Source organism: Pseudoduganella violaceinigra DSM 15887, assembly GCF_000425385.1.
GTDB lineage: Bacteria > Pseudomonadota > Gammaproteobacteria > Burkholderiales > Burkholderiaceae_D > Rugamonas > Rugamonas violaceinigra.
Map to the genome: position 1 here is coordinate 206,841 of NZ_KE384357.1, position 14,646 is coordinate 221,486.

General features: G+C 62.8%; 11 protein-coding genes. 2 read left to right on the plus strand and 9 right to left on the minus strand.

Annotated elements, in window-relative coordinates:
• Positions 1-15: 15 nt before the first annotated feature.
• Together ftsH and H597_RS0120610 are read right to left on the minus strand one after the other, a co-directional pair.
• Entirely contained in the window at positions 16-1,902 is a 1,887-nt protein-coding gene (gene ftsH / locus H597_RS0120605; protein ID WP_028103784.1) for an ATP-dependent zinc metalloprotease FtsH, read from the minus strand.
• 155 nt (positions 1,903-2,057) lie between these two features.
• Positions 2,058-2,705: an RlmE family RNA methyltransferase gene (locus H597_RS0120610; RefSeq protein ID WP_028103785.1), complete on the minus strand. Its 648-nt coding sequence runs from the start codon at positions 2,703-2,705 to the stop codon at positions 2,058-2,060.
• A 44-nt stretch (positions 2,706-2,749) separates the two neighbouring features.
• Here H597_RS0120610 and yhbY point away from each other — a divergent pair, with 44 nt between their 5' ends.
• Entirely contained in the window at positions 2,750-3,211 is a 462-nt protein-coding gene (yhbY, locus tag H597_RS0120615; RefSeq protein WP_028103786.1) for a ribosome assembly RNA-binding protein YhbY, read from the plus strand.
• 100 nt (positions 3,212-3,311) lie between these two features.
• Here yhbY and H597_RS0120620 read toward each other — a convergent pair whose 3' ends face one another.
• The 7 genes from H597_RS0120620 to H597_RS0120650 form a co-directional block, all read right to left on the minus strand.
• Entirely contained in the window at positions 3,312-3,725 is a 414-nt protein-coding gene (locus H597_RS0120620; protein WP_028103787.1) for a DUF4149 domain-containing protein, read from the minus strand.
• Positions 3,725-4,201: a transcription elongation factor GreA gene (gene greA, locus H597_RS0120625; RefSeq protein ID WP_028103788.1), complete on the minus strand. Its 477-nt coding sequence runs from the start codon at positions 4,199-4,201 to the stop codon at positions 3,725-3,727. Before greA ends, H597_RS0120620 begins: the two co-directional genes overlap by 1 nt.
• A 97-nt stretch (positions 4,202-4,298) precedes the next feature.
• Positions 4,299-7,517 (minus strand): carbamoyl-phosphate synthase large subunit, encoded by a 3,219-nt coding sequence (gene carB, locus H597_RS0120630; protein WP_028103789.1) that lies wholly within the window; start codon positions 7,515-7,517, stop codon positions 4,299-4,301.
• The gene (gene carA, locus H597_RS0120635) at positions 7,518-8,681 is read right to left on the minus strand and encodes a glutamine-hydrolyzing carbamoyl-phosphate synthase small subunit (protein WP_083941210.1); all 1,164 of its coding nucleotides are present in this window, start codon (positions 8,679-8,681) and stop codon (positions 7,518-7,520) included.
• 180 nt (positions 8,682-8,861) lie between these two features.
• Positions 8,862-9,515, minus strand: a complete 654-nt coding sequence (locus tag H597_RS0120640) for a substrate-binding periplasmic protein (RefSeq protein ID WP_028103791.1) — start codon at positions 9,513-9,515, stop codon at positions 8,862-8,864.
• Positions 9,512-10,189, minus strand: a complete 678-nt coding sequence (locus tag H597_RS0120645; protein ID WP_028103792.1) for a substrate-binding periplasmic protein — start codon at positions 10,187-10,189, stop codon at positions 9,512-9,514. Before H597_RS0120645 ends, H597_RS0120640 begins: the two co-directional genes overlap by 4 nt.
• A gap of 4 nt (positions 10,190-10,193) precedes the next feature.
• The gene (locus tag H597_RS0120650) at positions 10,194-10,865 is read right to left on the minus strand and encodes a substrate-binding periplasmic protein (RefSeq protein WP_028103793.1); all 672 of its coding nucleotides are present in this window, start codon (positions 10,863-10,865) and stop codon (positions 10,194-10,196) included.
• Positions 10,866-10,986: 121 nt separating this feature from the next.
• On the opposite strand from H597_RS0120650, the gene H597_RS0120655 reads away from it, so the two are divergent.
• Positions 10,987-14,637, plus strand: coding sequence for a transglutaminase family protein (locus H597_RS0120655; protein ID WP_028103794.1), 3,651 nt, complete (start codon positions 10,987-10,989; stop codon positions 14,635-14,637).
• The last annotated feature ends 9 nt before the right edge of the window (positions 14,638-14,646 follow it).

Below are 14,646 nucleotides of genomic sequence, written 5' to 3' on the forward strand. Positions count from 1 at the left end.
TGACAAATCAAACGATCAAGCCGGTGCCGTGGCGTTCGGATTCGGGCTGGAACCCGGGCCGTCGCTGCCTGGCTGCTTGCGAATCGTGGTGCCCGCCTTCGGTGCGCGCGGCTCCTGGCCGGCCATGATGTCGTTCACCTGGTCCGCATCGATGGTTTCCCATTCCAGCAGGGCCTTGGTCATCACTTCGACCTTCTCGCGGTTCTCTTCCAGCAGCTTGCGCGCCAGTGCGTACTGGCTATCCAGGATGGTGCGGATTTCCGCATCCACCTTCTGCTGGGTCGCTTCCGAGATGGTCTTGTTGGCGCCGCCCAGCCAGCCGTCATTCTGGCTGTCTTCGTACACCATCACGCCCATCGCATCGGACATGCCGTACTTCGTGACCATGGCGCGGGCCAGCTTGGTGGCGCGGGCGAAGTCGTTGGAGGCGCCGGTCGACATCTGGCCAACGAAGATCTCTTCCGCGATGCGGCCGCCGAACAGGATGGAAATCTCTTCCAGCATCTTGTCCTTGTAGCCCGAAATATTGTCGTGCTCAGGCAGCTGCCAGGTCAGGCCCAGGGCCCAGCCGCGCGGCATGATGGTCACTTTGTGGACCGGGTCCGCCTTCGGCAGCAGCTTGGCCACCACAGCGTGGCCGGACTCGTGGTAAGCGGTATTGCGGCGCTCTTCTTCGCGGATCACCATGGACTTGCGTTCCGGGCCCATGAAGATCTTGTCCTTCGCGTCTTCGAAGTCGATCATGTCGACCAGGCGCTTATTGCGGCGCGCGGCGAACAGCGCGGCTTCGTTGACCAGGTTGGCCAGGTCGGCGCCGGAGAAGCCCGGGGTACCGCGGGCCAGGATGTCGGCCTTCACGTCGGTGCTGATCGGCACCTTGCGCATATGCACGTTCAGGATCTGTTCGCGGCCGCGGATGTCCGGCAGGCCCACCGAAACCTGGCGGTCGAAACGGCCTGGACGCAGCAGCGCCTTGTCCAGCACGTCGGCGCGGTTGGTGGCGGCGATCACGATCACGCCGGACGAGGCTTCGAAGCCGTCCATCTCAACCAGCAACTGGTTCAGGGTCTGTTCGCGCTCGTCGTTGCCGCCGCCCATGCCGGCGCCGCGATGGCGGCCGACAGCGTCGATCTCGTCGATGAAGATGATGCAAGGCGAATGCTTCTTGGCGTTCTCGAACATGTCGCGCACACGGGACGCGCCCACGCCGACGAACATTTCAACGAAGTCCGAACCGGAAATCGAGAAGAACGGCACCTTGGCTTCGCCGGCAATGGCGCGCGCCAGCAGGGTTTTACCAGTACCTGGAGGGCCAACCATCAGCACGCCGCGCGGAATACGGCCGCCCAGTTTCTGGAACTTGGTCGGGTCTTTCAGGAAGTCGACAATCTCGGTCACTTCCTCTTTGGCTTCATCGCAACCTGCCACATCGGAGAAGGTTACGGTGTTATTGGTCTCGTCCAGCATGCGCGCCTTCGATTTGCCGAAGGAGAAGGCGCCGCCCTTGCCACCACCCTGCATCTGGCGCATGAAGAAGATCCATACACCGATCAGCAGCAGCATCGGGAACCACGACACGAATACCTGCTGCAGAATGCCCGGCTCTTCCGGCGGCTTCACGTCGAAGCGCACGCCATTGTCGCGCAGGTCGCGGATCAGGCCCTTGTCCAGGAAAGTGGACGTGGTACGAACTTTGGAATCGTCGACCCGGGTGGCGGTAATCGTCTGCCCTTCAATCACGACCTCTTTAATACGCTTCGCTATGACCTCATCCAGCAGATCGGAATAAGCGATAGGCTTCGCGCCGCCGGCGATGCTGTGGCTGTCGAATTGCTTGAACAGCATAAATAGCAGCAAGGCCACAACGACCCATATAGCCGATTTAGAAAACATGTTATTCACGAAAACTCCTTGGATGCGCAAAGCGCACCAGTTACCTGTAGCAGAAATCAGATTTTACTCGTTAAACCCGGGCCGTGCTACAAACCAGCCCTATGGTGCACACTCCTGCGCCGGATATGTGGGTTTTTCCGGCCAATTCAAGAGTCAAAATGCCATTATTCCACGGGATTTTTGAGTCCGCGGCCCAATAAGAAAATTTCCGACGATTTATCGCGGCTGGCCTTGGGTTTTTTCTGGACCACGGTCTTGAATTCGCTGCGGAATTTCTCGAGGATCTGACTGAATCCCAGGTCCTTGAAACACTTCACCAATAAAGCGCCGCCCGGTTTCATATGGTGCTGGCTAAACTCGAGAGCGATATCGATCAAGTCTTCCATGCGGGCCGCATCGGCCACCGAGATACCGGATAAATTGGGCGCCATATCGGACAATACAAGGTCCGCCTTGCGGCCATGCAGTACCTCGGCCAATTGGTCCAGCACTTCCTGCTCGCGGAAATCGCCCTGGATAAAGTGCATGTCGGCGATCGGCTCCATCGGCAGGATGTCCAAGCCGATTATGGTGCCGTTGATGCCCCCACCCTCCTTGCCCGCCAGCTTGCGGCGCACGTACTGCCCCCAGGAACCTGGGGTGCAACCGAGGTCGACGATGACCTGGCCAGGCTTGATCAGCTTGGCATCCTCATCGATCTCTTTCAGCTTGTAGGCGGCCCTGGCGCGGAAGCCGTCTTTCTGGGCGGCCTTCACATATGGATCGTTAATATGGTCGTGCAACCAGTTTTTGTTTAATTTGTTCTTAGCCATTAGCGTAGAATACTGCCTTTAAGAGAACCTATCCAAAAATAACTATGCTGAACCTTACCCCTGCCGAACGCAGCGTCCTGCGCGCCGAAGCCCATGGCTTGAAGCCTATCGTCCTCGTTGGCGAAGCCGGCCTGACCCCTTCCGTCATGAAGGAGATCGAGCTGGGCCTGGATTCCCACGGCTTGATCAAGGTGCGCGTTTTCGGCGATGACCGCGAAGCCCGCATCGAAATGTACGAAACCATCTGCGAGAAGACCGGTGCGGCGCCGGTCCAGCACATCGGCAAGCTGCTGGTGCTGTACCGCCCGAAAGTCGATGCCGAGAAAGCGTCCTCCGGCAAGGCTGGCAAGGGCATGCGCATGGTGACCATCGTCAAACCAAGCGCATCCGGCACCAAGAAGCCATCCGTGAGCAAGGTACTGCTGAAGGGTAACGAGCGCGTTACGGCCGGCGGCACCATCAAGCGCGTCAAGAAGAAAGTCGGCACCAAGAAGTCGACTGGCTGAAACCGGTAAACCAGTGTCAGACCCGCAGGGACTGACACTTATACGCGGCCGCCGCAGGCCAAAGTGTCAGACCCCGCGGGTCTGACACTGAACCACCGGTTTACTGCCTCCAGAGCAGCCAGCCCGCCAGCAAACTCTGCACCAAATAAATCCCGCTCGACATCCCATGCAGCTTGCCGAAGCTGCCGTCGCCGGAGGCTTTCGCCGCCGCCATCAGCGGCTGCAGTCCAAAGTGCGACACCACGGTGCACATCACCATCGCCACCACGATCAGCAGCACCGAGCGGCGCCGCTGCGGCGTCCAGTCGCGCGTGCCGACAAACAGCAGCACGCCCATGGCGCCGCCGCAGCCCAGCGACAGCATCGCTTCCGCATGGAACAGCATGCCGGCGATCGAGCCGGCCAGCACCCGGTCCAGCGCCATGAACAGCGTCGGCGCCACCAGGTAGCCGACCGCCCACAGGCTGCCGGCCCACAGGGCGGCCACCAGGAGGCGGACTTTAGCCAGGATCATTAAACGTAGCGGACTTCGAGGATTTCGTATTCGCGCGGGCCGGACGGGGCCTGCACTTCGACCACGTCGCCGGCGTACTTGCCGATCAGGGCGCGGGCGATCGGCGAGGTCACCGATACCTTGCTCATTTTCAGGTCGGCTTCATCGGTGCCGACGATCTGGTAGCTCACCTTCTGGCCCGATTCCAGGTCTTCCAGGTCCACGGTGGAAGCGAACACCACGCGGCCTTCCGCGTCCAGGGTGGTCGGATCGACGATTTGCGCCGAGCTCAGCTTGCCTTCCAGTTCCGCGATACGGCCTTCGACGAAGGCTTGGCGCTCCTTGGCGGCATCGTATTCGGCATTCTCGGACAAGTCGCCGTGCGAACGCGCTTCGGCGATGGCATCGATGACAATGCGGCGTTCCTTGGTCTTGAGCTGGTGCAGCTCTTCTTTCAGGAGTTCGGCGCCGAATTTAGTCAGTGGAACGGTATTCATGTCTGTCTCTGGTTAAATTGCTAAAAAGCACAGAGCCCGCGCCATGCTGCAGCGCGGGCTCTGTGGTTATATTGTCAAGCGTACTACTTTACGGGTCTTAGTTTAAAGACTTATGCAGACCTTGTAAATCGTAGACGCGCAATTCGTCCAGGTGGCGGATGCCGGCCACGGCCGCCTCGGCACCGGCGATCGTCGTATAGGTGGTCACACGGGCCGCCAGCGACGAGGTACGGATGTTGCGCGAGTCGTTGATCGCGGTACGCTTCTCTTCCACGGTGTTGATCACCAGGACGATTTCGTGGTTCTTGATCATGTCGACCACGTGCGGACGGCCTTCGGACATCTTGTTCACCGCGGTGACCGGGATGCCGGCGGCGGAGATCACGGCTGCCGTGCCCTTGGTGGCGCACAGCGTGAAGCCGGCTTCGACCAGATCGCGCGCCACCTTCACTGCGCGCGGCTTGTCCGACGCCTTCACCGACAGGAAGACCTTGCCCGACTTCGGCAGCTTGACGCCGGCGCCCAGCTGCGATTTGACGAACGCTTCCGCGAAGGTCGCGCCGACGCCCATCACTTCGCCGGTCGATTTCATTTCCGGGCCGAGGATGGTGTCCACGCCAGGGAATTTCACGAACGGGAACACGGCTTCCTTGACGCTGTAGTAAGGCGGCACGACTTCCTTGGTGACGCCCTGGTCGGCCAGCTTCTGGCCCACCATGCAGCGCGCCGCGATCTTGGCCAGCTGCAGGCCGGTCGCCTTGGACACGTAAGGCACGGTACGCGAAGCGCGCGGGTTCACTTCCAGCACGTAGACGACATCTTTGCCGTCCTGCTTCTGGATCGCGAACTGCACATTCATCAGGCCGATCACGTTCAGGCCCTTGGCCATCAGCGAAGTCTGGCGCTTCAGTTCATCGATGGTTTCCTGCGACAGCGAGTAAGGCGGCAGCGAGCAGGCCGAATCGCCCGAGTGCACGCCGGCCTGTTCGATGTGTTCCATCACGCCGCCGATGAAGGTGGTGTCGCCGTCGGAGATGCAGTCGACGTCGCACTCGATGGCGTCGTTCAGGAAGCGGTCCAGCAGCACCGGGGAGTCGTTCGACACCTTGACCGCTTCGCGCATATAGCGCTCCAGGTCGCGCTGCTCGTGCACGATTTCCATCGCACGGCCGCCCAGCACGTAGGAAGGACGCACCACCAGCGGGTAGCCGATTTCCTGTGCCAGCGCCAGCGCTTCCTCTTCGGTGCGCGCGGTGCGGTTCGGCGGCTGGCGCAGGCCCAGGTCCTGCAGCAGCTTCTGGAAGCGCTCGCGGTCTTCTGCGGCGTCGATCATGTCGGGCGAAGTGCCGATGATCGGCACGCCGTTCGCTTCCAGATCCAGCGCCAGCTTCAGCGGGGTCTGGCCGCCGTACTGCACGATCACGCCGACCGGTTTTTCCAGGTCGACGATTTCCAGCACGTCTTCCAGCGTCAGCGATTCGAAGTACAGGCGGTCGGAGGTGTCATAGTCGGTCGACACGGTTTCCGGGTTGCAGTTGACCATGATGGTCTCGTAGCCGTCTTCGCGCATGGCCAGCGCGGCGTGCACGCAGCAGTAGTCAAATTCGATACCCTGGCCGATACGGTTCGGGCCACCGCCCAGCACCATGATCTTCTTCTTGTCGGTCGGCTTGGACTCGCACTCTTCATCGTAGGTCGAGTACATGTAGGCGGTGTCGGTCGAGAACTCGGCGGCGCAAGTATCGACGCGCTTGTACACGGGACGGATGCCCAGTTCATGGCGCTTGTTGCGCACGGCCGTGTCGCCGCATTGCAGCAGGTAGCCCAGGCGGCGGTCCGAGAAGCCCTTCTGTTTCAGCTTGTACAGGGTGTTCTTGTCCAGGTTTTCCAGCTTCTGGGTGTCGAGCCACAGTTCCAGGTCGATGATTTCCTTGATCTGCACCAGGAACCACATATCGATCTTGGTCAGGTTGTACACCTCTTCCAGGGTGAAGCCCTGGGCGAAGGCATCGCCCACGTACCAGATGCGGTCCGGACCCGGCTCGCCCAGTTCCTCTTCCAGCTTCTCGCGGTCGGTGGTCTTCTGGTTCATGCCGTCCACGCCCACTTCCAGGCCGCGCAGGGCTTTCTGGAACGATTCCTGGAAGGTGCGGCCCATCGCCATCACTTCGCCCACGGATTTCATCTGGGTGGTCAGGTGGTGGTCGGCGGTCGGGAATTTTTCGAAGGTGAAGCGCGGCACCTTGGTCACGACGTAGTCGATCGACGGCTCGAACGAAGCCGGGGTCGCGCCGCCGGTGATTTCGTTGCGCAGTTCATCCAGGGTGAAGCCCACCGCCAGTTTCGCGGCGACCTTGGCGATCGGGAAGCCGGTGGCTTTCGACGCCAGTGCCGAGGAACGGGACACGCGCGGGTTCATCTCGATGACGATCATGCGGCCGTCTTTCGGGTTGATGGAGAACTGCACGTTGGAGCCGCCGGTGTCCACGCCGATCTCGCGCAGCACTGCCAGCGAGGCATTGCGCATGATCTGGTATTCCTTGTCGGTCAGGGTCTGCGCCGGCGCCACGGTGATGGAGTCGCCGGTGTGCACGCCCATCGGGTCCAGGTTTTCGATCGAGCACACGATGATGCAGTTGTCCGCCTTGTCGCGCACCACTTCCATCTCGTACTCTTTCCAGCCCAGCAGCGATTCTTCGATCAGCAGCTCATTGGTTGGCGAAGCTTCCAGGCCGCGTTTGCAGATCGCCTCGAATTCTTCTTCGTTGTAAGCGATACCGCCGCCGCTGCCGCCCATGGTGAAGGATGGACGGATGATGGTCGGGAAGCCCACTTCCTTCTGCACCGCCCACGATTCCTCCATCGAGTGCGCCACGCCGGAACGCGCCGAACCCAGGCCGATCTTGGTCATCGCGTCCTTGAACTTGGAGCGGTCTTCGGCCTTGTCGATGGCTTCCGGCGTCGCGCCGATCAGTTCCACCTTGTACTTGTCCAGCACGCCGTTGCGGTGCAGGTCCAGCGCGCAGTTCAGCGCGGTCTGGCCGCCCATGGTCGGCAGGATCGCATCCGGCTTTTCCTTGGCGATGATGCGCTCCACGACTTGCCAGGTGATCGGCTCGATGTAGGTCACGTCGGCCATTTCCGGGTCGGTCATGATGGTCGCCGGGTTGGAGTTCACCAGGATGACCTTGTAGCCCTCTTCGCGCAGGGCCTTGCAGGCTTGCGCGCCGGAGTAGTCGAATTCGCAGGCCTGGCCGATGATGATCGGGCCGGCGCCAATAATCAGGATGCTTTTAATGTCAGAACGTTTTGGCATTTATTTCTTCTCCGCGGCATTCATCATGTTGATGAAGCGGTCAAACAGGTAGGCGACGTCGGTCGGGCCGGGCGATGCTTCAGGGTGGCCCTGGAAGCAGAAGGCCGGCACGTCGGTGCGGGCGAAGCCTTGCAGCGAGCCGTCGAACAGCGACACGTGGGTCACGCGGCAGTTGGCCGGCAGCGTAGCCGCATCCACGGCGAAACCGTGGTTCTGCGAGGTGATCATCACCTTCTTGCTGTCCAGGTCCTGCACCGGGTGGTTGGCGCCGTGGTGGCCGAACTTCATCTTCAGGGTCTTGGCACCGGAGGCCAGCGCCATGATCTGGTGGCCCAGGCAGATGCCGAATACCGGGATCTTCTTTTCCATGAAGACTTTAGTCGCTTCGATCGCGTAGTCGCATGGTTCAGGGTCGCCAGGACCGTTGGACAGGAACACGCCGTCCGGGTTCAAGGACAGCACGTAGGCGGCGGAAGTCTGCGCCGGCACCACGGTCACCTTGCAGCCGCGCGCAGCCAGCATGCGCAGGATGTTGCGCTTGACGCCGAAGTCGTAGGCCACCACGTGGAACTTCGGATCGGCTACCTTGCCATAGCCTTTGCCCAGTTCCCACTCGGTCTCGGTCCACTCGTAGACTTCCGGTGCGGTGACGACTTTCGCCAGGTCCATGCCGGCCAAGCCGGGGAAGCTGCGCGCCAGTTCCACCGCCTGCTGCGCCGATGGTTCCGCGCCCTGCATGCCGGTCACGATGGCGCCGGCTTGGGCGCCCTTCTCGCGCAGGATGCGGGTCAGCTTGCGGGTGTCGATACCGGCGATGGCGACGATGTTCTCGGCCTTCAGGTATTCGGACAGCGATTGGTGGGAACGGAAATTCGATGCTACCAGCGGCAGGTCACGGATGATCAGGCCTGCGGCGTGGACTTTGGCGGCTTCGACGTCTTCGGTATTGATACCGTAGTTGCCGATGTGAGGGTAAGTCAGGGTGACGATCTGGCGGGAATAACTTGGATCGGTCAGGATTTCCTGATAACCCGTCATGGAGGTATTGAAAACGACTTCGCCCGTCGTATGACCGGCAGCGCCAATGGAAATACCTTTAAAGATTGTTCCGTCGGCTAGTGCCAGGATGGCTGGAACGGCAGGGCCAGAAAAAAATGGCGGCAAGGGCAACTCCTGATTAAGTTACCGTAGCGACGCCACTCAGACAACCCACGGGACAACCGGGCGCAATGCCGGGCTCGCAGGTCAGATGATGATGGATGTGTGAGGTAGGCGCTACGGTCGAATGGTAATTGGCTAAACCTTTGAATTATAACCCAAACCTCACTTGCCGGCAAGACCGCCCTAATCGCGTTTCAGCTGCTTCAGGGCCTCCGCCAAGCGCGGCGCCAGGGCTGCGTGGCGCTTGTTCAGGAACAGGTAAAGCGGCACCTCTTCCAGCGGCGGCAATAGGCGCTGCAGGTCCGGATCGCGCGCCATCTCCGCCTCCGCTTCCTTGTTGCGCCGGTCCATCAAGGCGACGTCGCAGCCGCCCGCCTTCAGCATCCGCAGCAAGGACGCGTCATTGTCCAGGCGCTGGCGCGGCAGGCCGCGCGTGCGCTCATCCGTGAAGTTATAGCCGCGCCGCACGCACAGCGTATGCCCGCGCAAGGAAGCCCAGCCTCTGGCGACATCGATCGTCTTATAGGAATAGGCGGTCGGCGCGTACTGGAATACCGGCTCCGGCACCGCCAGCAGCCGGGGGTATTCGCGCGCCGCGAGCATGGTGCGGCCGATGGCGCCGTCCAGTTTGCCCTCGTTCGCCATCAGCATGCCGCGCTCCGCCGACACGGGCCGCATCTGCACGCCAATCCCGGCGCGTTTCGCGGCCGCCTCGATGGTCTGCCAGGCTTCGAGATGGGCCGGCGTGTCGGGGATGAGGAAGAGCTGCAAGTCCTGCCCCTGCACAGGCGCCGCAATCAGTGCGCACAGCAAGGTGGCCAGGCGTTTCACGCTCATTCTCCTTCGCCAAGCAATCTGTGCATGCTGCCGTCGGCGCGCATCTGCCGGAGTGCCGCGGCAAGCTTCGGAACCAGCGCCGCATGGCGCTTGTTAAGGTAAATATACAGCGGCATCACTTCCATGGGGGGCAAAAGCCGCTGCAGCCGCGGGTCGGCCTCCATCGCCGCGCGCGCCAGGTTGTTGTTGCGCTCAATGATGGCGACATCGCAACCGCCCGCCGCCAGCATGCGCAGCATGGCTGCCTCATCGGGCAGCATCTGGCGCTGCACTTCCCGGGTATGCAGCTCGGTCTGGCGCAGTCCGCGGCGGATGCATACCGTATGCGAGCGCAGGGACTCCCAGCCGGCCGAAACGTCAAAGCGCCGGTAGGCGAAAGCGGTCGGCGCATAGTGGTAGATCGGTTCAGGAACCCGGACCAGGCTGGGATAGTGCTGCTCCAGGCCGGATGAGCGCCCGACATCACCGTCGGTCCCGCCTTCATTGGCCAGCACGGCCGAACGCTCGGGCGAGACTTCCCGCACCACGGCCTTGACGCCGACGCGCTGGAAGGCCACTTCGGCGGCCCGCCACAGGTCGGCATGCGTATTGCTGCGCGACATGACCGAAAGTTGCAACTCCTCCGCCCGGGCCGGCAGTGCCAGGCAAATGCAAAGCGCAATGAATACCTTCATGGATTCAATCGTTGAGGATTTTCTGCAGTGTACCGTCCTGCCGCATTTGCTTCAAAGCTTCCGCGAAGCGCGGCACCAGCCCAGCGTGGCGTTTATGCAAGTAGAGGTAGAGTGGCGTGACTTCCAATGGCGGCTGCAATTGGTACAGCGGCGGATGCGCCGCCATCTCCGCCTTCACCGCAGGATTGTTCGGCTCCAGCAGCGCCAATTCGCAGCCGCCGCTGCGCAGCATGCGCATGACCGACACCTCGTCGTCCAGCAACTGGCGGCGCATGCCCCCGGTACGCAATTCGAACAGCTTGATGCCGCGCCGGATGCAGACGGTATGGCCGCGCAAGTCGTCCCAGCCAGCGCCCACGTCCAGCTTGGTGAGGGCAAAGGCAAACGCCGAGTAGTGGTAGACGGGCTCCGGCACCCGGACCAGGTTGCGGTACTGCTGGTCCAGTCCTTCGATGCGGCCGACATCGCCGTCGGTGGCGCCGCTATTGGCCAGGGCCAGCGCGCGCTCGGCCGGCACGGCGCGCGCCTGCGCCGGAATGCCGGCCCGCTGCGCCGCCGCCTGCACCACCCGCCAGACCTCCTCATGCGTAGGGTTGTGCGCGATGACCGACAAGCGCAACCCATCCGCCCACAGCGGAAGCGGCAGGAGCAGCAGCAAGGCGAGGAACAGCTTCATGCTTGAATACTAGTAACATATTTCCACAATTACAAGCAATGTGCGCTTTAGCAACATCAGAGCATCTTTACACATTCGCAATCTTGCCAAATTAGTCACGTAACACCTACACTGCCCGGCTATGCGAAACCTGTACCTTGCCCTCCTGCTCCTCCCCTGCCTTGCCGGCGCCGCCAACCGCGAAGACAGCCGCGACACCACCATGACCTATGAGCGCACCGTGGAACGCTGGCACGTCGAGTCCGACGGCAGCTTCGTCGAGGAAATCGAGACGACCCTTCGCGTGAATGCTCCGCACGCTGTCGCCGCCGCGGCAACCCGCGCTTTCACCTACAACCCGCCTTTCGGCAACATGCAGATACTCGAGGCATATACCCTGAAAAAGGACGGCCGCAAGCTGCCGGTGGACCTGGCCGCCGTGCGCGAAATACAAACCAATGTTTCGCTGGCCGCGCCCGAGTATGTGGACCAGCGCCAGAAGCTGGTGCTCTTCCCCGGTGTGGCGGCAGGCGACCGCCTGGTCTACCGCTATCGCAGCCAGTATCGCCAAGCCCTCTTTCCCAATCATTTCGTTCTTTACTTCCCGGTCGGCACCACAGACTACCGCCAGCGGACGATCGACATCGACCTCCCGGAGACGATGCCCCTCCTGAGCGACAACCGGGGCTTCCGCGCCGCACCGCCGGTACGGCGCGGCGGGCGCCTGTTTTACCATTGGGACTATGCATCGCATCCGGTAACGCACCACGAGGCAGGCGCCATCAACGGCCTGGAACTGTACGACCGCCTGTACGTCAGCACCTTCCCGAATTACGCGGCATTGGCCAAAACCTATTTCGACGTGATCGAGCCGGCGGCGCGCGTCACGCCCGACATTGAAGAGAAAGCCAGCGCCATCGTCGGCGACGCCAGGAGCGCGCGCAGCAAGGCCGACGCCATCATCGGCTGGGTGCGCAGCAATATCCGCCATGTGCCGATCGACCTGAACGACGCCAAGCGCCTGGCGCCGCACACGGCCGAAGAAGTGCTGGCCAACCGTTACGCCGACGAACGCGACACCCTGGTCCTGCTGCGCGCCCTGCTGGCCGCGCAAAAGATCGACTGCACGCCGGCCCTGGTCAACCAGGACGCTGTCGGCAGCTTGCCGCAGGCTCCGTCGCCGGATGTACTGTACCGTGCCATTGCTTACCTGCCGAGCCTGGACCTGTACGTGGACCCGATGGAGAACGCCATCGGCACCGGCTACCTGAGCGAGAGCCTGCTGGACAAACCCGTGCTGCTGGCCTCCACCGGCAAAATCGCCCGCACGCGCGCCTCGCAACGCAGCGTCAGCCTGTATGACAGCACGATCCGCCTGGGCAGCGACGGCGCGGCCGACCTCAGCACGCGTGCGCGCCACCTTGGGGTGAAAGCGGACCAGCAGCGCGGCGCCCTGCGCGGCGTGCCGGCGGCGCAGCTGGCGCAGCGCCTGAAGGCGCAATTGGCCGGGCGCGGCTGGTCCGGCACCGGTTCGATCGAGCCCGGCGATGTCAATGGCAACGCGTCTGACTACACCGCCAGTTACCAGGCGCATGTCGGAGAATTCGCCGCCTTCCCGGGCAAGGCTGGCATCCCCACCAACGCCGGTATTGTGGGCAGGATCGGCGAATCCATTGCCTATCTGCGCAAGGAGCCGGTGCGCACCCAGCCTTTTGTCTGTACCGGCGATGAAATCGAAGAGACCACCACCCTCGAACTGGGCGAAGGCGTGGCAGCCGGCGCGCTGCCGCCGGATCTGGTCCTGCACAACCGCCAGCTCGAATACAGCTCCAGCTACGCGCGCGAAGGCAGCAAGATCCGCGTCGCACGGCGCCTGCTCTGGCATCCGCCGTCCCCCGTTTGCACGCCACAAGACCACGCCTCGGCGCGGCCGGCCCTGGACGCGATTGCCGCCGACCTGCGCAAGCAACTGATCGTCGAAAGCAGCGCCGCGCCGCGCAGCCAGGCGCCCGGTGCCAAGGCAGAGGACGACATGACCAGCACCGCGTATTCGCAGGAAAAGCTCCTGCTGCGCACGGTCCTGAAAGATGACGGCAGCAGCGACCGGGAAATCGACACCCAGTATTACATTGCCGAATCCAGCGCGATCGCCGGCCTGGCGCGCCACATCATCGCCTACAGCGCCACGTTCGACAGCGTGGAAATCAGCGACGCCTGGACCGAGAAAGCCGACGGCCGCCGCGTTCCTGTACCAGTCGCCGCCATCACCGACCAGGAAGGTGGCTACACCGGCGAGGGCTTGTCCGACACCCGCCAAAAGGTCATCAGCTTCCCGGAAGTCGAGGCGGGCGACCGCGTGCACTACCACGCGCATATTCACAGCCGCGAACAGCAGCACCCCGGACATCTGGCGTTTCAACTCATGCCCAACCTGGGCGGCCGGGGCGACATCGCCGTCGAAGTCGAGCTTCCGGCAGGCCGTTTCCTGCAAGCCGAGGCGCGCGGCTTCAGCGCCGACGCGCCGCTACAGCAGGCCGGACGCACGCTGTACCGCTGGACCATGGACCGATTCCCGATGCCGCGCATGGAATCGGATGCGGTCGATTACGGGGACTTCGGCAACTCCCTCAGCGTGTCAACCTTCCGCGATTACAGCGAACTGGCGGCGGCCTACCAGGCGCGCGCCAGCGACAAAGCGCAACCGACGCCGGAAATCGCGGCGCTGGCACGCAAACTCTCCGCCGGCATGAGCGATCCGCGCGCCAAGGCGCTGGCCTTGAGCGAATGGGTGCGCGCCAATATCCGCTATGTGGCGCAGAACATCGGCACGGGCGGCGTGGTGCCGCGCGCGGCCCGCGACGTCCTGGCCCACCGCTACGGCGACTGCAAGGATCACGTCGCCCTGCTGGAAGCCTTGCTGACGTCGGCCGGCATCGGCAGCACGCCGGCCCTGATCAATTACGGCAACGCCTTCCGCCTCCCCAGCGCGCCGCAAAACCTGAACCACGTCATCACGTATATTCCAGCGCTGGACCTGTACCTTGATTCCACGTCGGCCAACACGCGCGCAGGCCAGTTGCCCCTAGGCGATACCGACAAGGACACCCTCCTGACCAAGACCGGCCAACGCGGCCACACCCCGCCCACGATGCTCGACACCCTGAGGGAAAACACGCGCGTGCGCATCGCTGCAAATGGCGCAGCCAGGATGGATGGCGAAGTCGTATTCGGCGGCGTGGGGAGCGAGAATGTGCGCAAGGAAGCCGAGGCGATCACGCCCACGGAACGCGGCCAGCTGTTCCGCAAGCTCCTGCTGCGGGATGATCAGCAGGGGGAAGGCAGGGTCCACTTTGCCTGGAGCAAAGACGAGGAGCACCTCTCCTATCGCGGCAGGGCGGCCGATTTCGCCGACACCGGCAGTGCCTCCGGGGTGGTGCTCGCCAGTGCGACGCGCAAGCTGCTCGCGCTGGTCGGCAACCTGGCAAGCGAACCTGTGCGCACCCAACCTTATGTCTGCCTGAACCAGGTGGCCGACGAAGACATCGGCGTCGAACTGCCGGCCGGGATGACGTTCCAGTCGCTGCCTGCGGACCTGGCGATCCGTACCGGGCAAATGGAGTACCGGGCGCACTACCAGCGCCAGGGCGACGGCGTGCGTGTGCAGCGCCACTTCGAAACGCATTACGACAGAAGTCAATGTACGCCCGAGCTGTATGCGGCCCTGCGGCCGGAACTCGAGCGGGTGCGGCGCGACCTGGCATCCCAGGCCATCCTGGCGCCGCTCAGCCGCTAAGGCGCCATC

Coding starts and splice junctions, on each gene's coding strand:
- yhbY (WP_028103786.1), top strand. CDS start 2,750: ATGCTGAACCTTACCCCTGCCGAACGCAGCGTCCTGCGCGCCGAAGCC.
- carB (WP_028103789.1), bottom strand. CDS start 7,517: ATGCCAAAACGTTCTGACATTAAAAGCATCCTGATTATTGGCGCCGGC.
- H597_RS0120610 (WP_028103785.1), bottom strand. CDS start 2,705: ATGGCTAAGAACAAATTAAACAAAAACTGGTTGCACGACCATATTAAC.
- H597_RS0120650 (WP_028103793.1), bottom strand. CDS start 10,865: ATGAAGCTGTTCCTCGCCTTGCTGCTGCTCCTGCCGCTTCCGCTGTGG.
- H597_RS0120645 (WP_028103792.1), bottom strand. CDS start 10,189: ATGAAGGTATTCATTGCGCTTTGCATTTGCCTGGCACTGCCGGCCCGG.
- H597_RS0120640 (WP_028103791.1), bottom strand. CDS start 9,515: ATGAGCGTGAAACGCCTGGCCACCTTGCTGTGCGCACTGATTGCGGCG.
- H597_RS0120620 (WP_028103787.1), bottom strand. CDS start 3,725: ATGATCCTGGCTAAAGTCCGCCTCCTGGTGGCCGCCCTGTGGGCCGGC.
- greA (WP_028103788.1), bottom strand. CDS start 4,201: ATGAATACCGTTCCACTGACTAAATTCGGCGCCGAACTCCTGAAAGAA.
- H597_RS0120655 (WP_028103794.1), top strand. CDS start 10,987: ATGCGAAACCTGTACCTTGCCCTCCTGCTCCTCCCCTGCCTTGCCGGC.